General features: G+C 75.2%; 22 protein-coding genes. 17 read left to right on the forward strand and 5 right to left on the reverse strand.

The genetic code is table 11. The annotated features are described in order from the left end of the window. The 13 genes from RDI86_RS02935 (at position 1) to RDI86_RS02995 (ending at position 13,477) form a co-directional block, all read left to right on the forward strand. Positions 1-777, forward strand: a complete 777-nt coding sequence (locus RDI86_RS02935; RefSeq protein ID WP_074809191.1) for an ABC transporter ATP-binding protein — start codon at positions 1-3, stop codon at positions 775-777. Next, the gene (locus tag RDI86_RS02940; protein WP_076405208.1) at positions 774-1,553 is read left to right on the forward strand and encodes an ABC transporter ATP-binding protein; all 780 of its coding nucleotides are present in this window, start codon (positions 774-776) and stop codon (positions 1,551-1,553) included. The genes RDI86_RS02935 and RDI86_RS02940 overlap by 4 nt, the downstream gene beginning before the upstream one ends. Then, entirely contained in the window at positions 1,550-2,425 is an 876-nt protein-coding gene (locus tag RDI86_RS02945) for a branched-chain amino acid ABC transporter permease (protein WP_076405207.1), read from the forward strand. Before RDI86_RS02940 ends, RDI86_RS02945 begins: the two co-directional genes overlap by 4 nt. Continuing rightward, positions 2,422-3,579 carry a branched-chain amino acid ABC transporter permease gene (locus RDI86_RS02950; RefSeq protein WP_083711859.1) on the forward strand — a complete coding sequence of 386 codons (1,158 nt, stop codon included), beginning with the start codon at positions 2,422-2,424 and terminating at the stop codon, positions 3,577-3,579. Before RDI86_RS02945 ends, RDI86_RS02950 begins: the two co-directional genes overlap by 4 nt. Next, positions 3,576-5,165: an AMP-binding protein gene (locus tag RDI86_RS02955; protein WP_308820641.1), complete on the forward strand. Its 1,590-nt coding sequence runs from the start codon at positions 3,576-3,578 to the stop codon at positions 5,163-5,165. Before RDI86_RS02950 ends, RDI86_RS02955 begins: the two co-directional genes overlap by 4 nt. Next, entirely contained in the window at positions 5,162-5,860 is a 699-nt protein-coding gene (locus RDI86_RS02960; RefSeq protein WP_021483774.1) for a TetR/AcrR family transcriptional regulator, read from the forward strand. The genes RDI86_RS02955 and RDI86_RS02960 overlap by 4 nt, the downstream gene beginning before the upstream one ends. Next, positions 5,857-6,633 (forward strand): 3-hydroxybutyrate dehydrogenase, encoded by a 777-nt coding sequence (locus tag RDI86_RS02965; protein ID WP_009863549.1) that lies wholly within the window; start codon positions 5,857-5,859, stop codon positions 6,631-6,633. Before RDI86_RS02960 ends, RDI86_RS02965 begins: the two co-directional genes overlap by 4 nt. Further along, positions 6,630-7,691, forward strand: a complete 1,062-nt coding sequence (locus RDI86_RS02970; RefSeq protein ID WP_308820642.1) for an alpha/beta hydrolase — start codon at positions 6,630-6,632, stop codon at positions 7,689-7,691. The genes RDI86_RS02965 and RDI86_RS02970 overlap by 4 nt, the downstream gene beginning before the upstream one ends. Then, complete coding sequence (locus RDI86_RS02975) at positions 7,688-8,572, forward strand: CoA transferase subunit A (RefSeq protein WP_308820643.1); 885 nt, start codon at positions 7,688-7,690, stop codon at positions 8,570-8,572. The genes RDI86_RS02970 and RDI86_RS02975 overlap by 4 nt, the downstream gene beginning before the upstream one ends. 3 nt (positions 8,573-8,575) lie before the next feature. Continuing rightward, positions 8,576-9,280, forward strand: coding sequence for a CoA transferase subunit B (locus RDI86_RS02980; RefSeq protein ID WP_277394937.1), 705 nt, complete (start codon positions 8,576-8,578; stop codon positions 9,278-9,280). Beyond that, positions 9,277-10,434: an alpha/beta fold hydrolase gene (locus RDI86_RS02985; RefSeq protein WP_308820644.1), complete on the forward strand. Its 1,158-nt coding sequence runs from the start codon at positions 9,277-9,279 to the stop codon at positions 10,432-10,434. The genes RDI86_RS02980 and RDI86_RS02985 overlap by 4 nt, the downstream gene beginning before the upstream one ends. Continuing rightward, on the forward strand, positions 10,431-11,636 hold the full coding sequence (locus tag RDI86_RS02990; RefSeq protein WP_308820645.1) for an acetyl-CoA C-acetyltransferase: 1,206 nt from the start codon (positions 10,431-10,433) through the stop codon (positions 11,634-11,636). The genes RDI86_RS02985 and RDI86_RS02990 overlap by 4 nt, the downstream gene beginning before the upstream one ends. A gap of 80 nt (positions 11,637-11,716) precedes the next feature. Beyond that, positions 11,717-13,477: an alpha/beta hydrolase gene (locus tag RDI86_RS02995; protein ID WP_308820646.1), complete on the forward strand. Its 1,761-nt coding sequence runs from the start codon at positions 11,717-11,719 to the stop codon at positions 13,475-13,477. Between the two features lie 91 nt (positions 13,478-13,568). On the opposite strand, the gene RDI86_RS03000 is transcribed toward RDI86_RS02995, so the two are convergent. Further along, complete coding sequence (locus RDI86_RS03000; protein WP_051028156.1) at positions 13,569-15,062, reverse strand: helix-turn-helix transcriptional regulator; 1,494 nt, start codon at positions 15,060-15,062, stop codon at positions 13,569-13,571. A gap of 180 nt (positions 15,063-15,242) precedes the next feature. Between RDI86_RS03000 and aceA the strand changes: the two genes are divergently transcribed. The 3 genes from aceA to RDI86_RS03015 all read left to right on the forward strand — a co-directional run bounded on the left by aceA (position 15,243) and on the right by RDI86_RS03015 (position 19,574). After that, a complete protein-coding gene (aceA, locus tag RDI86_RS03005; protein ID WP_241005618.1) occupies positions 15,243-16,685 on the forward strand; it encodes an isocitrate lyase in 1,443 nt (480 codons plus the stop codon). A gap of 133 nt (positions 16,686-16,818) precedes the next feature. Further along, positions 16,819-18,534, forward strand: a complete 1,716-nt coding sequence (gene aceB / locus RDI86_RS03010) for a malate synthase A (protein ID WP_308820647.1) — start codon at positions 16,819-16,821, stop codon at positions 18,532-18,534. A 176-nt stretch (positions 18,535-18,710) separates the two neighbouring features. Continuing rightward, positions 18,711-19,574 carry a hypothetical protein gene (locus RDI86_RS03015; protein WP_308820648.1) on the forward strand — a complete coding sequence of 288 codons (864 nt, stop codon included), beginning with the start codon at positions 18,711-18,713 and terminating at the stop codon, positions 19,572-19,574. A 48-nt stretch (positions 19,575-19,622) separates the two neighbouring features. On the opposite strand, the gene RDI86_RS03020 is transcribed toward RDI86_RS03015, so the two are convergent. Beyond that, a complete protein-coding gene (locus RDI86_RS03020; protein ID WP_081600010.1) occupies positions 19,623-20,060 on the reverse strand; it encodes a helix-turn-helix domain-containing protein in 438 nt (145 codons plus the stop codon). 154 nt (positions 20,061-20,214) lie between these two features. Between RDI86_RS03020 and RDI86_RS03025 the strand changes: the two genes are divergently transcribed. Continuing rightward, the gene (locus RDI86_RS03025) at positions 20,215-20,580 is read left to right on the forward strand and encodes a DoxX family protein (RefSeq protein ID WP_308820649.1); all 366 of its coding nucleotides are present in this window, start codon (positions 20,215-20,217) and stop codon (positions 20,578-20,580) included. A 142-nt stretch (positions 20,581-20,722) separates the two neighbouring features. Here RDI86_RS03025 and RDI86_RS03030 read toward each other — a convergent pair whose 3' ends face one another. From RDI86_RS03030 to RDI86_RS03040, 3 genes are all read right to left on the reverse strand, one after another. Beyond that, positions 20,723-21,514 (reverse strand): membrane protein insertase YidC, encoded by a 792-nt coding sequence (locus tag RDI86_RS03030; RefSeq protein WP_168944634.1) that lies wholly within the window; start codon positions 21,512-21,514, stop codon positions 20,723-20,725. Positions 21,515-21,628: 114 nt separating this feature from the next. After that, positions 21,629-21,913, reverse strand: coding sequence for a DUF6412 domain-containing protein (locus tag RDI86_RS03035; RefSeq protein WP_034653680.1), 285 nt, complete (start codon positions 21,911-21,913; stop codon positions 21,629-21,631). Between the two features lie 90 nt (positions 21,914-22,003). Beyond that, positions 22,004-22,492 (reverse strand): DUF779 domain-containing protein, encoded by a 489-nt coding sequence (locus tag RDI86_RS03040; RefSeq protein WP_308820650.1) that lies wholly within the window; start codon positions 22,490-22,492, stop codon positions 22,004-22,006. Positions 22,493-22,596: the final 104 nt, after the last annotated feature.

The following is a 22,596-nucleotide window of genomic DNA, read 5'->3' on the forward strand; positions in this document are numbered from 1 at the left end:
GTGGGCGAGCCGCACACCCTCCCCGCGCTCGAGGTCCGCGACCTCGGGCTCCAGATCGGCGGCGCGCGGATCCTGCGGGGCGTGAGCCTCGCCGTCGGGCAGGGCGAGATGCTCGGCGTGATCGGGCCGAACGGCGCGGGCAAGACGACGCTCTTCAACCTGGTCTCGGGGATCCACCGCCCGACGAGCGGTTCGGTGCTCCTCGAGGGCGCGGACGTGACGACCACCTCGGTGGCCGCGCGCGCCCGCGCGGGCCTGGGCCGCACGTTCCAGACGTCGAGCCTGTTCCCGCGCCTGAGCGTCCGGGAGAACGTGCGGCTCGCCGCGCAGGGGCGCCTCGGCGGCGCCCTGTCGGTACTGCGCTTCCCGCGTCGCGGCGACGCCGCGACGCGGGAGGCGGACCGGCACCTGGAGACCGTCGGGCTCGTGCGCCGCGCCGAGGTCGCCGCGGGCGACCTGTCGCACGGCGACAAGCGCAAGCTCGAGATCGCGGTGCTCCTCGCGACCGAGCCGCGCGTCGTGCTGCTCGACGAGCCCATGGCGGGCGTGTCGTCGGCCGACGTGCCCGGCCTCGTCGAGGTCATCCGCGACCTGCACGCGACCGGCTGCACGGTGCTCATGGTCGAGCACCACATGGACGTCGTGCTGGGGCTCGTGGACCGCGTCGCCGTCATGCACCACGGCGAGCTGCTCGCGTGCGACACCCCCGACGCCGTCATGGCGGACCCGACGGTGCAGAGCGCCTACCTCGGCGTCACGGCAGGAGAGGCAGCATGAGCGGCAGCAGCAGGAGCACCGCCCAGCCCGCGGTCAGGAGCGACGTGCCCGTCCTCGAGGTGCGCGGGCTCTCCGCGCGCATCGCGGGCCAGCAGGTCGTCGAGGACGTGACGTTCTCCGTCCCGGCCACGGGCGTCACCGCGGTGCTGGGCCGCAACGGCGTCGGCAAGACGTCGACCCTCAAGGCCGTGCTCGGCCTGATCGAGCGCCGGGGCGAGGTGCTGCTCGCGGGCGAGCGCGTCGACGGCGAGCGCACGGACCGGATCGTGCGGCGCGGCGTCGGGTACGTGCCCGAGGACCGGGAGGTGTTCGCCGGGCTCACGGTCGCGGAGAACCTGCGGCTCGCGGAGCGCGACGCCCACCCGCGACGCGAGCTCGTCGCGGAGCTGTTCCCGGACCTGGTGCAGCGCGCCGCCCAGCGCGCGGGCACCCTCTCGGGCGGGCAGCAGCAGATGGTGTCGCTCGCGCGCGCCCTGCTCAACGCCAACCGCCTGCTCCTCGTCGACGAGCCCACCAAGGGCCTCGCGCCCCGGATCGTCGGCGAGGTGTCGGACGCGCTCGCGGAGGCGGCCCGCACGGTCCCGATCCTGCTCGTCGAGCAGAACCTCGAGGTCATCGAGCGGCTCGCCGAGCGCGTCGTCGTGATCGACGCGGGCCGCGTCGTGCACACCGGTCCCGCGCGCGAGCTCCTCGACGACCCCGACCGCGTCCAGCAGCTCCTCGGCGTGCACGCCGAGGTCGACCACCACGGAACCGAAGGGGCGGTGGCCCGGTGAGCACGATCGTCCTCCTCCTCGTCACGGGGCTCGGCCTCGGGGCGCTGTACTTCCTCGTCGCGTCGGGCCTGTCGCTCATCTACGGGCTCATGGGCGTCCTCAACTTCGCGCACGGGTCGTTCCTCACGCTCGGCGCGTTCGGCGGCTGGTTCGTCGCACGCTCCCTCGGCGCGGACTCGTGGGGCGTCTTCGCGCTCTCGCTGCTCGCCGGGGCCGTCGTCGGGGCGGGGGCCGCGGCGCTCACCGAGCTCCTGCTCATCCGCCCGCTCTACGAGCGGCACATCGAGCAGGTGCTCGTCACCGTCGGGCTCTCGCTCGCGTCCGTCGCGCTGTTCGAGGGCATGTGGGGGTCGGACCCCGAGTTCATCTCCGGCCCGGCGTGGCTCAAGGGCACGACCGACCTGGCCGGCGCGCCGGTGCCCAACGACCGGTTCGTCGCGATCGGCGCCGCGGCGCTCGTGCTCGGCGCGATCGTGCTGTTCCTCCAGCGCACCCGCTACGGGCTCATCATCCGCGCGGGCGTCGAGAACCGGTCCATGGTCACCGCGCTCGGCATCGACGTGCGCAAGGCGTTCACGCTCGTCTTCGCGGTCGGCGGCGCCGCCGCGGGGCTCGGCGGGGTCCTCGCCTCGCAGTACTTCGGGTACGTCTCCCCGCACCTCGGCGGGTCGCTGCTCATCTTCGCGTTCATCGTCACCGTCATCGGGGGGCTCGGCTCCCTGACCGGCGCGGCGGTCGCGTCCGTGCTCGTCGCGGTCCTGCAGCAGTTCGCGAACTACTACCTCGGCTACGGCGACCTGCTCGTCGTGCTCCTGCTCGCGCTCGTGCTCCTCGTCCGTCCCACCGGCCTCCTCGGGAGGGCAGCCGCATGACCACCCAGACCGCTCCCCCGGCCCCGGCCACCCCCGCCGACGACGCACCGCGCGCCGACCGACCCGCCCGCCGCGCGCCGTCGGGCACGCTGGTCCGCACGCTCGCGGGCGTCGCGCTCGTCGCGGGGCTCGCGTGCCTCCCGCTGCTCGCGCTCCACGTGCCGGGCGTCCTGCCCGGCCCGACGTACACGCCCGGCGCGCTCCAGATGATGGCGATGTGCTGGCTCATCGGCGCTCTCGCGCTGAGCTACCACCTGCTGTTCGGGGTCGCGGGGCTGCTGAGCTTCGGCCACGCGCTGTACTTCGCGGCCGGGCTGTACGGGCTCGCGATCGTGCTCGACACGACCGAGATCCCGCTCCTGCCCGCCGCGGCGCTCGTGCTCGTCGGCGGGATCGTCCTCGCGCACGTCGTCGGGGCCGTCTCGCTGCGGGTCACGGGCATCTCGTTCGCCATGGTCACCCTCGCGTTCGCCCAGGCGGGCAACGTGCTCGTGCGCCGCAACCCCGGCGGCACGACCGGCGGCGAGGAGGGCCTCGCGCTCGCGACCCGGAACGTGCCCGACGCGTTCGTGGGCGTGCTCAACACGCGCAACCTCTACTGGCTCGCCCTCGCCGTGCTCGTCGTCGTCTACCTCGTGGTGCTGTGGGTCGAGCGGTCGCGGGCGGGGCACGTCGCGGCGGCGACGCGCGAGAACGAGATGCGCGTGCGCGTCATCGGCGGGCGCCCCTACCTCGTCAAGCTCCTCGTGTTCGTCCTCGCGGCGACGCTCGCGACCGTCGTCGGCATGGCGTACCTGCTGCTCCAGTCCGGCGCCGTGCCGCGCGCGACGTCCGCCGACTTCACGCTCACGCTGCTCGTCATGGTCGTGCTCGGCGGCGTCGGGTCCCGGTGGGGCGCGATCGTCGGCGGCGTGCTCTACACGATCCTCGACCAGCGGCTCGGCACGCTTGCGAGCTCCGCGGCCGTCGCGGACCTCCCGGCCGTGCTGCGCGTGCCGCTCAGCGAGCCGCTGTTCCTGCTCGGGACCCTCTTCATCCTCGTCGTGATGTTCCTGCCCGGCGGCATCGCGGGCGCCGCGTCGCGCCTCGCCGCGCGCCGCCGCCCGCGGGAGGATCGGGAGGAGGCCCGCGAGCGCCTGGAGGAGGTGGCATGACGACGCAGCACCAGGACTCCCAGGACGGCCTGCACACCCTCGGGCGCTGGACGCGCGACCGCGCGCTCGCGACGCCCGACCGCGTCGCCGTCGACGACCGCGGCGTGACCCTGCGCTACCGCGACCTGCACGAGCGCGCGAGCGCCCTGGCGGCGGCGTTCCGGGAGGCGGGCTACGGCGTCGGGGACCGCGTCGCGACCGTCACGGGCAACAGCGCCGACCAGGTCGTGCTGTTCTTCGCGTGCGCGCAGGCCGGGCTCGTCCTCGCGCCGCTGTCGTGGCGGCTGTCGCCCGGCGAGCTCGCCGCCCAGGTCGAGCAGGCCGACCCCGCGCTGGTGCTCGTGGAGCAGGAGTTCTCCGGCCTCGCGGACTCGGCGTTCGACCGGCTCGACCCGCTGCGCCGGCTCGACGGGGAGCGGCCCGGCCGCCCGCCCCGGCGGGCGGAGCTCGGGCGCAGCGGCGTCGAGGCGCACGTCCCGCCGCCGTCACGGCGGGGGCCCGCGCCGGAGCGCCGGCCCGTGCGCGACGACGACCCGCTCCTCCTCGTGTACACGTCCGGCACGCAGGGCACGCCCAAGGGCGCGCTGCTCACGCACGCGAACTGCTTCTGGACGAACCTCTCGCTCTCGCGCACGGTCGAGCTGACGAGCCACGACGTCGTGCTGAGCGTGCTGCCGCAGTTCCACGCGGGCGGGTGGAACATCCAGCCGCTGCTCGCATGGTGGACCGGCGCGACCGTCGTCCTGGAGCGCACGTTCGAGCCAGAGCGCGTGCTCCAGCTCGTCGCCGAGCGCCGCGTCACGACGATGATGGGCGTCCCGACGAACTACCTGCTCCTCGCGGAGCACCCCGGCTTCGCGGACGCCGACCTGTCGTCGCTGCGGCACGCCGTCGTGGGCGGCGCGCCCATGCCGGAGCCGCTGCTGCGCACGTGGTACCGCCGCGGCGTCGCCCTCTCGCAGGGCTACGGGCTCACGGAGGCGGGCCCCAACGTGCTGTGCCTGCCCGACGACCAGGCCCGCGAGCGCAGCGGCTCGGCCGGCACGCCGTACCCGCACGTCGAGGTCGCCGTCGCCGACCCGGTGACGGGCCGCCACCTCGACGGGCCCGCGGCGGGCGAGCTGCTGGTCCGCGGGCCGGGGGTGTTCGCGGGCTACTTCCGCGACGAGGCCGCCACGGCCGCGGTCCTGCGCGACGGCTGGCTGCGCACCGGCGACCTCGTCGAGCGCGACGTCGACGGGTGCTACCGCGTGGTCGACCGCCTCAAGGACGTCTTCATCGTCGGCGGCGAGAACGTCACGCCGTCCGAGGTGGAGGCCGTGCTCCGCCGCCACCCCGCGGTGGCGGACGTGGCGGTGGTGGGCGTCCCCGACGACCGGTGGGGCGAGGTCGGGGCCGCGTTCGTCGTGCCGCGCGCCGGCCACCCCACCGACGCCGAGGAGCTGGAGGCGTTCTGCCGCCGCGAGCTCGCGCACTTCAAGGTCCCGCGCCGCTTCGACCTCGTCCCGTCCCTGCCCCGCACGTCGTTGCACAAGGTGTCGCGCCGCTCGCTCGCCGAGCGCGTGACCGTCCCGGAGGACTCATGAGCACCCAGCCCCGCACCGCCCGCGGCAACCGCACCCGGGCGAAGATTCTCGCCGCGGCCGAGCAGGTGTTCGCCGAGGTCGGGTACCACGACGCGTCGATCGTGAAGATCACCGAGTCCGCGGGCGTCGGGCAGGGCACGTTCTACCTGTACTTCGAGTCGAAGATCGACGTGTTCGACGAGCTCGTCGACGACCTCAACCGCCGCGTGCGGCACGCGATGATCGAGGCGAGCTCGCAGGCGACGACGCGCCTGGCCGCCGAGCGCGCGGGCTTCGAGGCGTTCTTCCGCTTCACCGCCGAGCACCCGGCGCTCTACCGGATCGTGCGGCAGGCCGAGTTCGTCTCGCCCGGGGCGCTGCGCCGCCACTACGCGCGCATCGTCGAGGGCTACATGACCGGGCTCGACAAGGCTCGCGCGAACGGCGAGGTCGGCCACGACGTCGACCCGGAGGTCGCCGCGTGGGCGCTCATGGGCATCGGCGAGATCGTCGGGATGCGCTGGGTCCTGTGGGGCGGGCGCTGGGACGAGGGCGCAGAGCCGCCGTCGTACGACACCGCGGCCGCCGAGGTCCCTCCGCACGTGTTCGAGCAGACCATGCAGTTCATCGAGCGCGCGCTCGCCGCGCCGCGGACCGCCCCGCCGACCGGGACCGGGCCCGCCACCTCGACCGAGACCGAAGGAGACGCGCGATGACCGTCCCCGCCACCGTCCCCGGCACCGCCCCGACCCTCGCCGGACGGCGCGCGCTCGTCACGGGCGGCGCGAGCGGCATCGGCGCCGCGTGCGCGCGCGAGCTCGCCGCGCGTGGCGCGCACGTGACCGTCGCCGACGTCGACCCCGACGGCGCGCAGCGCCTCGCGGACGAGCTCGGCGGCGAGGCGTGGGTCGTCGACCTCGCCGACACGCGCGCGCTCGACGACCTCTCGCTCGACGTCGACGTCCTCGTCAACAACGCGGGCGTCCAGCGCGTGAGCCCCATCGAGGACTTCCGCCCGGACGACTTCCGCCTGCTGCACGCGATCATGCTCGAGGCGCCGTTCCTGCTGGTCCGGGCCGCGCTCCCGGGGATGTACGCGCGCGGGTTCGGGCGCGTCGTCAACGTGTCGTCCGTGCACGGCCTCGTGGCGTCGCCGTTCAAGTCGGCGTACGTGTCCGCGAAGCACGGGCTGGAGGGCCTGTCCAAGGTGACGGCGCTCGAGGGCGGTCCGCACGGCGTGACGAGCGTGTGCGTCAACCCCGGCTACGTCCGCACGCCGCTCGTCGAGAAGCAGATCGCGGACCAGGCGCGCGTGCACGGCGTCCCCGAGTCCGAGGTGCTCGCGACCGTGCTCCTCGCGGAGTCCGCGGTGAAGCGGCTCGTCGAGCCGGAGGAGGTCGCGTCGCTCGTCGGCTGGCTCACCGGCCCGGACGCGTCGATGGTCTCGGGCGCGTCGTGGACGATCGACGGCGGCTGGAGCGCCCGGTGACCGCGGCGACGACCGCGCCGGACGACGTCACCGCCGCGACCCACACCTACGCGACGCTCGACGTCCCCGTCGCGGGCGGGCTGCTGCGCGTCGGCGTGTGGGACCCGGCCGGCCCGCACGCACCCGAGCCCGGCGCCCGGCCCGACGGCGGCGCGCGCCCCGCGCCCGACGCCGTCCCGACCGTCCTCGCCGTGCACGGCATCACGGCGTCGCACCGCGCGTGGCCGGCCGTCGTCGCGGCTCTGCCGGGCGTGCGCGTCGTCGCGCCCGACCTGCGCGGGCGCGGGCGCAGCAACGCCCTGCCCGGCCCGTACGGCATGGGCGCGCACGCGGACGACCTCGCGACGGTGCTCGACGCGCTGGGGATCGACCGCGTCGTCGCGCTCGGCCACTCCATGGGCGCGTTCGTGTCCGTCGTGCTCGCGCACCGCCACCCCGGCCGCGTCTCCCGGCTCGTGCTCGTCGACGGCGGTATCCCGCTCCCGCCGCCGACCGGGCTCGCGCCCGACGCGACGCACGACGAGGTCCTGCGCGCCCTGCTCGGCCCGGCCGTCGAGCGCCTCGAGCGCACGTTCGCCGACCACGAGGAGTACCGCGGGTTCTGGCGCGAGCACCCCGCCTTCGCGAGCGCGTGGGACGAGCCGTGGGCCGGCGTCGTCGCGGGGTACGTCGACTACGACCTCGTCGGCGAGGCGCCTGCGCTGCGTCCGGCGTCGTCGGGCGCCGCGGTCTCCGCCGACTCGCTCGAGCTCTACGAGGGCGGGCCGCTCGCGGACGCGCTCGCGGGCGACCACCCGCTCGACGTGCCCCTCGTGCTGCTGCGCGCGCCGCGCGGCCTGCTCGACGAGCCCGAGGCCCTCTACTCCCCCGAGCACCTCGCCGCGTGGCGCGCGCGGCTGCCGGGGCTGCGCACCCGCGACGTAGCGGGTATCAATCACTACACGATCATCATGAGCCCGCCCGGCGTCGAGGCCGTCGCGGGCGAGACCCTGCGGGCCCTGGCCGCCGTCACGAGCGACGGACCCGGACCGGCGAGTGACGAGGAGGTCACGGCATGAGCCCCACGATCGCGTCCCCTGGAGGGACCGGGCTGGACAAGGTGGTCGCGTCCGCGGCCGAGGCCGTCGCGGACGTGCCCGACGGCGCGTCGCTCGCCGTCGGCGGGTTCGGCCTGTGCGGCAACCCGATCGCGCTCATCGAGGCGCTGCTCGCCCAGGGCACGCGCGACCTGTGGGTCGTGAGCAACAACTGCGGCGTCGACGACTGGGGCCTGGGCGTCCTGCTCGGCGCGGGGCGCATCCGGAAGATGACGAGCTCGTACGTCGGGGAGAACAAGGAGTTCGAGCGGCAGTTCCTCTCGGGCGAGCTCGAGCTCGAGCTCACCCCGCAGGGCACGCTCGCCGAGAAGCTGCGCGCCGGCGGGGCGGGCATCGCCGGGTTCTGGACGCGCACCGGCGTCGGCACGCAGGTCGCCGAGGGCGGCCTCCCCCAGCGGTACGACGGTGCGGGCGGCGTCGCCCAGGCCAGCGCGCCCAAGGAGGTGCGCACGTTCGGCGTCGGGCCACGCGGTCGCGACGGCGCGTTCGCCGGCGAGGCCGAGTTCGTGCTCGAGGACGCGATCACCACCGACTTCGCGCTCGTGCACGCCCTGCGCGGCGACCGGCACGGCAACCTCGTGTTCCACCGGTCGGCCCGCAACTTCTCCCCGCTCGCCGCGATGGCGGGCCGCGTGTGCGTCGCGCAGGTCGAGGAGCTCGTCGAGCCCGGAGAGATCGACCCCGACGCCGTGCACCTGCCCGGCGTGTTCGTGCACCGCGTCGTCGAGGTGGGCCCGGACGTGCCCAAGCGGATCGAGCGCCGCACCGTGCGCCCGCCCGCCGCGACCGACCAGCCCGCGCCCGCGCCGTCGGGCACCGCGACCACCGTGAAGGAGGGCTGAGCCGTGCCGCTCACCCGCGACGAGATGGCCGCGCGCGCCGCGCGCGAGCTCGAGGACGGCTGGTACGTCAACCTCGGCATCGGCCTGCCGACCCTCGTGCCCAACTACGTGCCCCAGGACAAGCACCTCGTGCTCCAGTCGGAGAACGGGATCCTCGGCGTCGGGCCGTACCCGACCGAGGACGCCGTCGACCCCGACCTCATCAACGCCGGCAAGGAGACCGTCACCGTCCTGCCGGGCGCCGCGTTCTTCGACTCCGCGCTGAGCTTCGGCATGATCCGCGGTGGCAAGATCGACGCCGCGATCCTCGGCGGCATGCAGGTCTCCGAGACGGGCGACCTCGCCAACTGGATGATCCCCGGCAAGATGGTCAAGGGCCCCGGCGGAGCGATGGACCTCGTGCACGGGGCGGGCCGCGTGATCGTGCTCATGGAGCACGTGGCGCGCGACGGGTCGCCCAAGATCCTGCGCTCGTGCTCGCTGCCCCTCACGGGGCGCGGGGTCGTGCACCGGGTCATCACCGACCTCGCGGTGATCGACGTGACGCCCGACGGGCTCGTGCTGCGCGAGACCGCGCCCGGCGTGAGCGTCGACGACGTGCGGGCCGCGACCGAGCCCGACCTCGCCGTCGCGCTCGACGACGCCCCTCTCGACGTCGCCGACGCCGGCCCGGGACCGTCCACGCAGGCCGCGGGGACGCCGTCGTGACGCGCGACGTGCTGCGTCGCGACGTCCCGACCCCGCGCGGGCGCGAGCACGTGCGCGAGGTCGCCGCCGAGGGTGCGGCCCGCGCGACGGTCCTGCTCGTGCACGGCAACTGCTCGTCGTCGGCGTTCTTCGACCCGCTGCTGCGCGCGCTCCCCGCCGACGTGCGCGGCGTCGCCGTCGACCTGCGCGGGTACGGCGACGCCGAGCCCCGGCCCGTCGACGCGACCCGAGGCGTGCGGGACTTCGCCGACGACGTCGCGGCCGTCCTCGACGCGCTCGACCTCGCGCGCCCGCTCGTCGCCGTCGCGCACTCCGCGGGGGCGGGCGTCGTGCTGCAGCTCGCGACCGACCGGCCCGACCTGTTCGACGCGATCCTCCTCGAGGCGCCCATGTCGCCGTACGGGTTCGGCGGCACGCGCGACGTCGCCGGGACGCCGCTCTCCCCCGACTTCGCAGGCTCGGGCGGCGGCACGGCGAACCCGGCGTTCGTCGCGGCGCTCGCCGCAGGTGACCGCAGCGAGGACGCCGGGTCGCCCCGCGACGTGCTGCGCCGCTTCTACGTCGCCGACCCGGCCGCGCTCGGCGAGCCGCTCGGCGCGCTCGAGGAGCTCCTGCTCGACTCCGTGCTCTCCACGCGCACGGGCGACGACAGCTACCCGGGCGACCGGACGGCGTCGGGCACGTGGCCCGGCGTGGCGCCCGGGACGCGCGGCATGAACAACGCGATCAGCGCGAAGTACTGCGACCTGTCCGGCTTCGCGACGTCCGGCGCCACCGCGCCCGTGCTGTGGGTGCGCGGCGACGCCGACGCGATCGTCTCGGACACGTCGCTGTTCGACCTCGCGCAGCTCGGCGCGCTCGGCGCCGTCCCTGGCTGGCCCGGGGTCGAGACGCACCCGCCGCAGCCGATGGTCGCGCAGACCCGGGCCGTCCTCGACGCCTACGCGGCCGCGGGCGGGCGGTACCGTGAGGAGGTGCGGCCCGGCGTCGGGCACAGCCCCCACCTCGAGGAGCCGGACGTGTTCCTCGGGCTCCTGCTCGGGCTGGTCGACACTGCCGTTGCCGACGTCGACGCCGCCGCCGCACGAGCGGGCACCACACCCCCGGCGCCCGCGCAGACACCGCCGTCCGCACCCCTGGAGGTCCAGCCGTGAGCACCACCACCCCGCACTCCCCCGACGACGTCGTGGTCGTCGCCGCCGCCCGCACGCCGCAGGGCCGCCTCAAGGGCTCCCTCGCCGCGCTCACCGCGGTCGAGCTCGGCGCCGTCGCCGCGCGCGCCGCGATCGAGCGCTCGGGCCTCGGCGCGGACGCCGTCGACGCCGTCGTGCTCGGCCAGGTGCTCCAGGCCGGGGCGGGCCAGAACCCCGCGCGCCAGACGGCCGCCGCCGCGGGCGTGGGCTGGGACGTGCCCGCCGTGACGGTGAACAAGGTGTGCCTCTCGGGGCTCACCGCCGTCATCGACGGCACCCGGATGATCCGCTCCGGCGAGGCGGAGGTCGTGCTCGTCGGCGGCCAGGAGTCCATGACCAACGCGCCGCACCTGCTCCCCGGGTCGCGCGCCGGGTTCGCGTTCGGGGACGCGACGCTCGTCGACGCCGTCGCGCGCGACGGGCTCACCGACGCGTTCGACCACGCCTCCATGGGCGTCTCGACCGAGCGCACCAACGTGGGCGACGTGTTCGTCTCCCGCGAGGAGCAGGACGCCGTCGCGGCGGCCTCGCACCAGCGCGCCGCGGCCGCGGCGAAGGACGGCCTGTTCGACGCCGAGCTCGCCCCCGTGAGCGTCCCGCAGCGCCGGGGCGAGCCGGTCGAGGTGCGCGACGACGAGGGCGTGCGCCCCGACACAACCGTCGAGGGTCTCGCGCGCCTACGCCCCGCGTTCGACCCCGAGGGCACCATCACCGCGGGCAACGCGTCGCAGATCTCCGACGGCGCCGCCGCGCTCGTCCTCACGACCCGCGCCCGGGCCGAGTCCGCGGGCACGCCGGTGCTCGCGACCGTGCGGACGTGGGGGCAGGTCGCCGGCCCCGACACGTCGCTGCACTCCCAGCCCGCGCGCGCGATCCGGCAGGCCCTCGACCGGGCCGGGTGGACGGTCGACGACCTCGACCTCGTCGAGATCAACGAGGCCTTCGCGACCGTCGTCGCGGTCTCCACGCGCGTGCTCGGGGTCTCGCCCGACGTCGTCAACGTGCACGGCGGCGGCATCTCGCTCGGGCACCCCATCGGCGCGTCCGGCGCCCGCCTCGCCGTGCATGCGGCGCACGAGCTCGCGCGCCGCGGGAGCGGGCGCGTCGCCGTCGGGCTGTGCGGCGGCGGGGGCCAGGGCGAGGCGCTGCTGCTCGAGGCGTAGGGCTCGCCCGGGTCCGGTGGGCCGGCGGCGCCCCGGCCGTTCGAGGGGACGGCTCGGGGTGCCGCGCCTACGATCGCGAGGTGCAGCCCACCACGACGGAGACCCGCGCCCCCGAGCCCGTCGACGAGGAGCGCCCCCGGCGCGGCGTGTGGGGGCGGTGGCTCCGGCGGTTCTCCGCGACCGGGCTCGTGGTCGCGCTCGCCTGGTTCTGCCTGTCGTTCACGCCGTCGCTCATCCCGCGCGCCTGGTACTACCAGGCCGTGATCTCGGGCGTGAGCGCCGTCGGCGGGTACGCCGTCGGCGCGCTCGTCGAGTGGTTCGCCGTGAAGGTCGGGCTGCGGATCCGGTGGACCGCGCGCGCGAGCCGGATTGCGTGGTGGGTGCTCGCCGGGGCGACCGTCGTGCTCGTGCCGCTGGCGCTGATCCTCGGGGCGCGGCGCCAGATCGAGCTGCGGCACCTGTTCGGCATGTCGGAGGACGTCCCCGGACGCGAGGTCGTCACGCTGCTCGCGGCGCTCGCCGTCGCGCTGCTCGTGCTCCAGGCGGGCCGCGGCCTGCGCCGCGTCGCCCGATGGCTGAGCGTCCTCGTCGGCAAGGTCGTGCCCGCCCCCGTGGCGCGGTTCGTCAGCGGCGTCGCCGTCGCCGTCGTCGTGGTCCTGCTGTTCAACGGCGTCATCTGGTCAGGCACGCTCAGCGCGCTGAACTCGGTCTACGCGGCGGCGAACGCCGAGATCAGCCCTCGGCTCACGCCCCCGACGCTCCCCGAGCGGTCCGGCTCCCCCGACTCCCTCGAGCCCTGGGACTCGCTCGGCGCGGAGGGGCGCAAGTTCGTCGTCTCCGGCCCGACCCTCGACGAGCTGCGCGCGTTCGCCGCGGCGGGCGACGTCGTCGACCCCGCGGACGTGCGCGAGCCGATCCACGCGTACGCGGGCCTCGACCCCGAGGGCGACCTCGACGCCACGGCGGCCCGCGTCGTCGACGAGCTCGACCGGACGGACGCCTGGGACCGGTCCGTCCTCGTCGTCGCGACCACGACCGGGACCGGCTGGGTGGACCCCGCCATGGTCGAGGCGCTCGAGCTCATGCACGGCGGCGACACCGCGATCGCCAGCATGCAGTACTCCTACCTGCCGAGCTGGATCAGCTTCGTCGGCGACCGCTCGACCCCGCCCGCCGCGGGCAAGGCGCTGTTCGAGGCGGTGTACGCGCGGTGGTCGGACCTGCCCGAGGACGACCGCCCGCGCCTGCTCGCGTTCGGCATCTCGCTCGGGTCGTTCGGGATGCAGGGCGCGTTCAGCGGCGTGCAGGACGTCGAGGCGCGCTCCGACGGCGCGATGTTCACCGGGACGCCCGGGTTCACGCCGATGTGGCGCGAGCTCACCGACGCGCGCGACCCCGGGTCGCTCGAGTACGCCCCCGTGGTGGACGACGGCCGCCAGGTCCGCTGGGGCGACCCGGTCGCGACCGGCGTCGCCGACCTCTGGGGCCCCGGCCCGCGCTGGGACGAGCCGCGCGTCGTGTACCTCCAGCACGCGTCCGACGGCGTCACCTGGTGGGGCCCGGAGACGCTGTGGTCCGAGCCCGACTGGCTCCGCGAGCCACGCGGGCCCGACGTCCTCGGCGACGTGCGCTGGTACCCGTTCGTCACGTTCTGGCAGCTCACGGGCGACCTCTTCGTCGCGGCCGCGTCCGACATCCCGCCGGGCCACGGGCACGTCTACCAGCTCGAGTACGCCGACGGCTTCGCCGCGCTGCACGCACCCGACGGCTGGACCGACGCCGACACCGCGCGCCTCAAGGACGCGATGGTCGCTCCCGTCGAGGGCGGCTCGATCGGCTGACGGCCGACCGGCGTCCGCCGACCCGGCTCGCGCGGCTCGCGGCTCGCGCGGACCGTGCGGACCGGGCGGAGCGCGCGCAGGCACGGGCCGGCTAGCCCGGCGCGTGGGCCTCGAGGAACGAGAAGACCTCGGTCTGGTCGACGCCCGGGAACGCGCCGGTCGGCATCGCCGCGAGCATCGACGCGTGCGGACGGGCGCTCGGCCACGCGTGGCCGGCCCAACGGTCGGCGAGGTCGTCGGGCGGGCGGCGGCAGCACGCGCCGTCGGGGCAGCGGGACACGAGCCGCTCGGTCGTGTCGCGCCCGAGGAACCACTTGACGTGCGCGAACGGGACGCCGACGCTCACGGAGAACTCGCCGTCGGCCGACGCCTGCACGCGCGACGTGCACCAGTAGGTGCCGCTCGGGGTGTCCGTGTACTGGCTGAACGGGCTGAGCCGGTCCTCGACGGCGAACACGGTGCGCGCGGTCCAGCTCCGGCACACGTACTGCCCCTCGACCGCGCCGAGCGGGTCGGCGGGGAAGCGCACGCCGTCGTTCTCGTAGGCCTTGTGGATCACCCCGGACTCGTGCACCTTCATGAAGTGCACCGGGATGCCGAGGTGCTTCGTCGCGAGGTTGGTGAACCGGTGCGCGGCGGTCTCGTACGACACCGCGAACGCGTCCCGGAGGTCCTCGATGGAGATCTCGCGCGCGTCCTTCGCGGCGCGCAGGGCCTTGACGGCGTGCCGCTCCGGCAGCAGGAGCGCCGCGGCGAGGTAGTTGGCCTCGACGCGCTGGCGGAGGAACTCGCGGTAGTCGCGCGGCTCCGCGTGCCCGAGCACGTGCGGCGCGAGCGCCTGGAGCAGCGCCGACGTCGCGTTGGACCGCCCGCGCATCCCGTTGCTCGGCAGGTACACGCGGCGGTGGCGCAGGTCGAGCACGGACCGGGTGGAGTGCGGCAGGTCGCCGACGTAGTGCAGCGTGAAGCCGAGGTGGGCGGCGAGGTCGGCCGCGACGCGCTGGGGCATCGGCCCGCCCGCGTGCCCGACGCCGTCGAGCAGCCCGGCCGCCGCGTCCTCGAGCTCGGGGAAGTAGTTGTCCTGCGCGCGCATGGTCGCGCGGAGCTCCGCGTTCGCGCGGCGCGCCTCCTCGGGCGTCGCAGCGCGCTCGGTGTGCAGGCGCTGGAGCTCGCGCTCGAGCGCGACGATGGTCTCGAGCGCGTCGGTGGGCAGCGACTTGCCCACCCGCACGGGCCGCAGCCCGAGCGCGTCGAAGAGCGGGCCGCGCTGGGCGCGCTCCAGCTCGATCTCGAGCGCGTCCCGGCGCGACGGCGGCTCCGGCGAGAGCAGGTCGTCGAGGCTCGCGCCGAGCGCGCGCGCCACCGCCTGGAGCTGGCCGAACTTCGGCTCGCGCTTGCCGTTCTCGAGGAGCGACACCTGCGACGGCGCGCGGCCGATCGCGGCGCCGAGCTCGTCGAGCGTCATGCCGCGAGCGGTGCGCAGGTGCCGGATCCTGCGGCCGATCGTCAGGGCGTCGGGCTCGCTCTCGAGCGGGATTTCCGCATGTTCCGCGATTCCGGCCGGTCGCGTCGTCGGGATAGCCATGACTGAGAGTGACACGCGCCACTCCTTGCGCACAAGAGAAGAACCGCGCTTCTTTCGTCCGATCTCGCTTGAGAAGGGCTTGCGGGCGGGAGGAAGGTCGAAGCACGGACCTCGCCGAGGTCCACCGACCGGCCCGGCCGGCCCGCACCACGTGGGCCGGCGCACCACCAGGAGGCACCCGTGAACAGGCCCACCATCGTCAGCCGCCGCTCCCCGTCCGAGTACGCGGGCGGCGCCCGCCCGCTCGGCGCCGTCGCGACGACGGCGACGGTCACCGGCCCCGGCACCGCCCCGACCTCCGGCGACGCCGCGCGCCCGTCCGCCCGTCCGGGCGACCAGACGCAGAGCGCCGCCGAGCTCGCCGAGCAGTGGGCGACCGACCCGCGCTGGGCCGGCCTGCAGCGCGACTACACCGCCGAGGACGTGGTCGCGCTGCGCGGCTCCGTGCGCGAGGAGCACACGCTCGCCCGCCGCGGCGCCGAGACGCTGTGGGACCTCATCCACACCGAGGAGTGGGTCGCGGCGCTCGGCGCGTTCACCGGCAACCAGGCCGTGCAGCAGGTGCGAGCAGGCCTCAAGGCGATCTACCTGTCCGGATGGCAGGTCGCGGCCGACGCCAACCTCTCCGGCCAGACGTACCCCGACCAGTCGCTCTACCCCGCCAACTCCGTGCCCGCCGTCGTGCGCCGCATCAACAACGCGCTCCTGCGCGCCGACCAGATCGAGGCGGCCGAGCGCGCGGCGTCGGACGGGCAGCGGCCCGACCGCGACTGGCTCGCCCCGATCGTCGCCGACGCCGAGGCCGGGTTCGGCGGCCCGCTCAACGCCTACGAGCTCATGCACTCGATGATCGCCGCGGGCGCGGCGGGCGTGCACTGGGAGGACCAGCTCGCGTCCGAGAAGAAGTGCGGGCACCTCGGCGGCAAGGTGCTCGTGCCCACGAGCCAGCACATCCGCACGCTCAACGCCGCGCGCCTCGCGGCCGACGTCGCGGGCGTGCCGTCGATCGTCATCGCCCGCACGGATGCGCTCGCCGCGGACCTCCTCACGTCCGACGTCGACGAGCGCGACCAGCCGTTCCTCACCGGGGAGCGCACGTCCGAGGGCTTCTACCGGGTGCGCCCCGGCTTCGACGCGGTCGTCGCGCGCGGCCTCGCGTACGCGCCGTACTCCGACCTCATCTGGGTCGAGACGGGCGAGCCCGACCTCGAGCTCGCGCGGACGTTCGCCGAGGCGATCCACGCGCAGCACCCGGGCAAGAAGCTCGCCTACAACTGCTCGCCGTCGTTCAACTGGAAGAAGCACCTCGACGACGCCCAGATCGCGAGCTTCCAGAAGGAGCTCGCCGCGATGGGCTACGCGTTCCAGTTCATCACGCTGGCCGGCTTCCACGCCGTCTCGCACTCCATGTTCGAGCTCGCGCGCGGCTACAACGAGCGCGCGATGTCCGCCTACGTCGAGCTGCAGGAGGCCGAGTTCGCCTCCGAGGCCGACGGCTACACCGCCACCCGCCACCAGCGGGAGGTCGGCACCGGCTACTTCGACCGGGTCGCCACGGCTCTCAACCCCGACGCCGCCACCCTCGCGCTCGCCGGGTCCACCGAGACCGCCCAGTTCCACTAAGCCCCTCGCGAGGTAGAGGAGCGGTCCCGCGAGGTAGAGGCCTGGTCATGACCACGCCTCTACCTCGCGGGACCAGGGCTCTCCCTCGGCAGACCAGACCTCTACCTCGCGACATCGACCTTCGGAGCACGCCATGACCACGCTGACCACGACCACCTCTCCCCCGTCGACCCCCGCGCCCGCGAGCGGCCCTCGCGTCACCGGGACCCTGCGCGTCACCGGCACGCTCGGCGAGCGCTACCGCGAGATCCTCACGCCCGAGGCGCTCGACTTCCTCACGCTGCTGCACGACCGGTTCGTGGCACGCCGCCACGAGCTCCTCATGGACCGCCAGCAGCGCCGGCAGGACGTCGCCGACGGCATCGACCCCGACTTCCGTCCGTCGACGCGGCCCGTGCGCGACGACCCGTCGTGGCGCGTCGCGGGCTCGGCCGGCGCGCCGGGCCTCGAGGACCGCCGCGTCGAGATCACCGGCCCGACCGACCCGAAGATGACGATCAACGCCCTCAACTCCGGCGCCAAGGTGTGGCTCGCGGACGCCGAGGACGCCTCCAGCCCGACGTGGCGCAACGTGATCGAGGGCCAGCTCGCGCTGCACGACGCGATCCGCGGGACGCTGACCCACACGACCGGCTCGGGCGACCACCGCAAGGAGTACCGCCTGCGTTCGACGACGCTGACCGACCTCCCGACGATCGTGTTCCGTCCGCGCGGGTGGCACCTCATCGAGAAGCACATGCGGTACGTCGACCGGGCGGGCGTGAGCGTCTCGGCGTCGGCGTCGCTCGTCGACTTCGGGCTGTACCTGTTCCACAACGCGCACGCGCTCGTGGCGCGCGGGCGGGGGCCGTACTTCTACCTGCCCAAGCTCGAGGGCCACCGCGAGGCCCGGCTGTGGAACGACGTGTTCGTGCTCGCCCAGGAGTACCTCGGCCTGCCGCAGGGCACGATCCGCGCCACGGTGCTCATCGAGACGCTGCCCGCGGCGTTCGAGATGGAGGAGATCCTCCACGAGCTGCGCGACCACTGCGCCGGGCTGAACGCCGGGCGCTGGGACTACCTGTTCTCCGTGATCAAGGCGTTCCGCACGCGCGGCGACTCGTACGTGCTGCCCGACCGCGCGCAGGTCACCATGACCGCGCCGTTCATGCGCGCGTACACCGAGCTGCTCGTGCAGACGTGCCACCGGCGCGGCGCGCACGCGATCGGCGGCATGAGCGCGTTCATCCCGGACCGTCGTCGGCCGGACGTCACCGAGCGCGCGTTCGAGCAGGTGCGGGCGGACAAGCGCCGGGAGGCGACGGACGGGTTCGACGGCACGTGGGTCGCGCACCCCGACCTCATCGAGGTCGCGCGCACCGAGTTCGACGCGGTGCTGGGGGACGCGCCGAACCAGGTCTCGCGGCAGCGCGACGACGTCCGGGTGGGCCAGCACGAGCTGCTCGACATCGGCTCGGCCCGCCGGGCCGGGGCCACCGTCACCGCGGCGGGCCTGCGCTCGAACGTCTCCGTCGGGGTGCGGTACCTCGAGTCGTGGCTGCGCGGCGTCGGGGCCGCCGCGATCGACCACCTCATGGAGGACGCCGCGACGGCCGAGATCTCGCGGTCGCAGGTGTGGCAGTGGATCGCGTCCGGCACGCGGACCGAGAACGGCGTGCCGATCACGCGCGAGCGCGTCGAGGCGCTGCTCGCGGAGATCGTCGACGACCTGCCGCGCACCCCGGGGAACCGGATCGACGACGCCGCGCACGTGTTCCGCGCCGTCGCGCTCGCCGAGGACTTCCCGACGTTCCTCACCATCGGGGCGTACTCGCAGTTCCTCGTGGGCTCCGAGGTGGACCAGCCGTAGCGCGGTCTCCCGCCCTCCACGGCCTCGGTGCCGTCGCCCACCCGGCGGCGGCACCGAGGGCGTGCCCACGGGCGCGCGCCATCGCCCTCGACGGCGGGGACCGCAGTGTGGGAGCATCCGGCCACGCACGGTGGCACCTGTCGTCCGGGCGCCCGCCCGCACGACACCGGAGCACCATGAGCACCCCTGTGACGCCGCCGTCCTCGCCGACGCCCCCTCCCGGCCCGCCGCCCTCCTCCCCCGGCCCGGCCGCGCACCCGAACCCGTACGCGGCGCCGCCGTCCGCAGCGCACCCCGGCCCTCCGCACGCCGGCACCCCGCAGCCCCTCGCACCGCACCCAGGGCCGCCGTACCCCGGCGCTCCCCAGCCGGCCCCGCCGCGCGCGGCACCGGGGCGTGGCGGTCTGTCTCGGACGGCCGTCGGGCTGCTCGTCGGGGTCGTGTGCCTCGTCGTCGGCGGCGGGACGGGGTTCGCCGCGGGCGTCGCGACGGACGCGGGCGCCCGGATCGCCGCGTGGGTCACGGCCCCGACCGACGACGCGTACGACGACGAGTGGCCGGGCGACGGCTGGTCGGACGAGGACTGGCCCGAGGGCGACTGGGAGGGCACGGGCACGCGCGACGACCCGTGGCTGTTCGACGGGTACACGATCGGCGGCGAGGAGTGGGAGGTCCTCCTCGAGGAGCCCTACGAGGCGACCGCGGACGTGCTCGCGCACGACGACGTCAACGCCCCGCCGCCCGACGGCGTCGAGTACTGGATCGTGCCCGTGACCGCCACGTACACCGGGTCCAGCTCGCAGGTGACCGCGTGGGGCGCGGTCGACGTCGGGTTCGTCGGCGACGACGGCGTCCACGCCGAGGGCGGGTGCGGCGCGGTGCCGCACGCGCTCGTGAGCACGGGCCTCATCGGCTCGGGCGACACCGTGACCGGCAACGTGTGCCTCGCGGTGCCGGCGGGCGCCCCCGGCCTCTGGACGCTCTCGCTGGAGCGGTACGAGCCCTGGTACCTGCGCGCGGCCGACCCGCTCGCGGGCTGACCGCCCTGCGCCCGACCCGCTCGGTCCCCTGCGGGTCGGACGGCCCCGTCAGCCCGCGGGGCGCCGCGCGTCGAACACGTCGCGGTTCTCGCGGATGGTGCGCGTGTGGGCGAGCGCCCACTCGACGAGCGCGAGCACGGGCGGCAGCAGCGTCTCGCCGAGCCCTGTGAGCGCGTAGTCGACGCGCGGCGGCACGACGGCGTGCACCGTGCGGCTCACGAGGCCGTCCCGCTCGAGCTGGCGCAGGTTGAGCGTGAGCATGCGCTGCGAGATGCCGTCGATCCCGTGGAGCAGCTCGGTGAAGCGCTGCGGGCCGGCGGAGAGCATCCCCAGGATGAGGACACTCCACTTGTCGCCCACCCGGTCGAGGACCGAGCGCACCTCGCTCGTCGCCTCCGCCGCGGCGCAGCCGCGGTCGACCGGGATGCCGTGGCGCTCGGCGAGCTCGCGCACCACCGGCACGTCCGTGCTGGGCGTCGTCGTCATGGGGGTCTCCGTCTTCTTCGGGTGCTGCTCCGTGTGCCTCACGCACACCGGTGTGCCTTTTGTGCCGGTGCTCATGGTTACCCATCATGTGCCCAGGCACAAAGAGTGACCGGCCATCCTGGGCCGTCGCCGCCTCCTCTCGAAGGACTCACGCATGGACGTCGCCCTGTGGATCGCCTCCGGTCTGCTCGCCGCCGCCTTCCTCGGCGCCGGGCTCATGAAGGCCCTGCGCCCGATCCCCGTGCTCCAGCAGCAGATGCGCTGGGTGACGCCCGAGCGCGCGGCGGGCGTGCGCGCCATCGGGTGGCTCGAGGTGGCCGGCGCCGTCGGCGTGATCCTCCCCTGGGCGCTCGGCGTCGCGCCGGTGCTCACCCCCGTCGCCGCGGTCGGGCTCGCGCTCACGCAGGTCGGCGCGATCCCCCTGCACTTGCACCTCGGCGAGGCGAAGGCCGTCCCGGCGAACGTGGTGCTGCTCGCCCTTGCGGTGCTCGTCGCCGTCGGCCGGTTCGCGGCGCTGTGACACGCGGGCGGGCCGCGGCCCGCCCCCAGGTCGCCGCGGGGCTGCGGGGAGCGCGCTGACGGCCTCGCGCAAGGGCGACAGGTCGGCCCTATCCCGACACTCTCGCGCGGCCGGCGGTCCGCTGGCAGCCCCGCGGCCTCCGCTACGCCGTCGCGACGAGCGGGTACCGGCGGCGCAGGACGAGGCGCTGCCCGAGAGTCCATGTCACCGTCACCAGCAGGTACAGGCTCGCGGCGAGGGGCACGAAGCAGGCGATCACGGCGGTGACGAACTGCAGGGCACCGAGCGCGTTCTGCAGGCCGGGGCCGGAGAGCACCGCCGCACCGCGCACGCTCGGCCCGGTGTCGGCGCCGGGCGTCGTCCGGGGCAGCGCGAGCCGACCGCCGGGCAGGGAGGCGCGGCGCGTGAGCTCGCCGACGAGGGCGATCGCGAGCACGACCACCCCGGCCACCACGACGGTCGGCACGCCACCCGCCCCGAGCCCGCCGACGAGGCTCGAGCCCAGGGGCGCGCCGAACAGGGTGTGGCCGAGCAGCGCGTTGCCGTGCCCGGCGATCTCCGCGTGCAGGAACAGCGCGTAGACCACCCCGACCACGGGCGCTTGGGCCAGCATCGGGAGGCACCCGGCGAGCGGTGTCGTGCCCTCCCGGGTGTACAGCTCCACGGTCGCGCGCCGCAGCCGCTCGGGGTCGTTCCGGTGGCGACGCTGGAGCTCGGCAAGCCGCGGTGCGAGGCGCGCGCGGTCGCGCTCCGCCTTCGCCTGCGACACGCCGACGGGGACGAGCAGTGCGCGCACGGCGAGCGTCAGCAGGACGACGGCCGCCGCCGCCGCGGCGCCGCCCGCGAGGGGTTCGAGCAGGTCGGACAGGCCCATCAGCGCGCGGTACGCGGCGTCGAGCACGGTGGAGACGAGCGGGAGGTCGAGCAGGTTCATGGTGGTGTCCTCGGTCGAACGTGCGGGGTACGCGTTCGCCGATCACCCTGCGGTGGGCAGGCAGCAGCACGCCGCGCAACGACGCGGGTGCGATGAGGTCCCTCGGCCGGGTGATCAGCCGAGGAGTCGGCCGGGAGCCCGGGGCCGGGCACGACCCGGGGCGTCCGGGTCGCTCTGCGTGACGGCGGGACCGACGTCGACCGTGTCGCGCAGGCGGCCCGCGGGGCGAGCCGCCACACCGAGCGCGAGGGGTGCGCCCCAGCGCGCGGCCACGGCAGCCACGGCCGCGACGAGGGCGGTGGCGCCGAGGAGGAAGAGCGTGGCCGTGAGGGTCGACGTGCCGAGCAGGAGCGTGAGCGCGGAGGCGAGGTCGCGCGCCACGACGAGCAGGTCGTTCATCGCACCGCCTCCTCTCCGGTCCCGGGCCGTCGCGGCCCCGCTGCGGGGCCGGTCCTGGAGCCCGTCGCAGAGCTCGTCGGTGAGGTCAGCCTAGGCCACGTCGAGCGCCGCCCACTCCTCGTCGGTGAGCAGACGCGACCGGATGATGAAGCGCACGCCCTCGGGCGCCTCGACGCTGAACCCCGCGCCGCGGCCGGGCACGACGTCGATCGTCAGGTGGGTGTGCTTCCAGTACTCGAACTGCGCGCGGCTCATCCAGACGGGCACGACGAGCCGGCCCGCCGCGCCGTCCGCCCCGGTGGGGCTGTCCGCGGCAGGGCCGCCCGCACCGGGACCGCCCGTGGGACCGGGCGCGTCGACGACGAGATCGCCGAGGTGCACGTCGGCGTCGCCGAGCAGGAAGTCGCCCTGCGGGTAGCACATGGGCGACGACCCGTCGCAGCACCCGCCGGACTGGTGGAACATGAGCTCGCCGTGGACCGTCCGCAGCCGCGCGAGCAGCGCCGCGGCGTCGTCGGTGAGCGCGACCCGCGCGGGTGGCGCGCCAACCGGACGGACCGAGGGGACGTCGTCGACCACGAAACCCTCCACGTGTCAGGCCGACCAGGCGATCCCGGCGCCGCGAGCAGGTGGTCCTGGTCCGTCCGGACGGCCGGACGAGCCAGGACCACCTGCTCGGCGGC

Source organism: Cellulosimicrobium sp. XJ-DQ-B-000 (assembly GCF_031119065.1).
Lineage (GTDB): Bacteria > Actinomycetota > Actinomycetes > Actinomycetales > Cellulomonadaceae > Cellulosimicrobium > Cellulosimicrobium funkei.

Coding starts and splice junctions, on each gene's coding strand:
- RDI86_RS02940 (WP_076405208.1), top strand. CDS start 774: ATGAGCGGCAGCAGCAGGAGCACCGCCCAGCCCGCGGTCAGGAGCGAC.
- RDI86_RS02950 (WP_083711859.1), top strand. CDS start 2,422: ATGACCACCCAGACCGCTCCCCCGGCCCCGGCCACCCCCGCCGACGAC.
- RDI86_RS02955 (WP_308820641.1), top strand. CDS start 3,576: ATGACGACGCAGCACCAGGACTCCCAGGACGGCCTGCACACCCTCGGG.
- RDI86_RS02960 (WP_021483774.1), top strand. CDS start 5,162: ATGAGCACCCAGCCCCGCACCGCCCGCGGCAACCGCACCCGGGCGAAG.
- RDI86_RS02965 (WP_009863549.1), top strand. CDS start 5,857: ATGACCGTCCCCGCCACCGTCCCCGGCACCGCCCCGACCCTCGCCGGA.
- RDI86_RS02975 (WP_308820643.1), top strand. CDS start 7,688: ATGAGCCCCACGATCGCGTCCCCTGGAGGGACCGGGCTGGACAAGGTG.
- RDI86_RS03000 (WP_051028156.1), bottom strand. CDS start 15,062: ATGGCTATCCCGACGACGCGACCGGCCGGAATCGCGGAACATGCGGAA.
- aceB (WP_308820647.1), top strand. CDS start 16,819: ATGACCACGCTGACCACGACCACCTCTCCCCCGTCGACCCCCGCGCCC.
- RDI86_RS03015 (WP_308820648.1), top strand. CDS start 18,711: ATGAGCACCCCTGTGACGCCGCCGTCCTCGCCGACGCCCCCTCCCGGC.
- RDI86_RS03020 (WP_081600010.1), bottom strand. CDS start 20,060: ATGACGACGACGCCCAGCACGGACGTGCCGGTGGTGCGCGAGCTCGCC.
- RDI86_RS03025 (WP_308820649.1), top strand. CDS start 20,215: ATGGACGTCGCCCTGTGGATCGCCTCCGGTCTGCTCGCCGCCGCCTTC.
- RDI86_RS03030 (WP_168944634.1), bottom strand. CDS start 21,514: ATGAACCTGCTCGACCTCCCGCTCGTCTCCACCGTGCTCGACGCCGCG.
- RDI86_RS03035 (WP_034653680.1), bottom strand. CDS start 21,913: ATGAACGACCTGCTCGTCGTGGCGCGCGACCTCGCCTCCGCGCTCACG.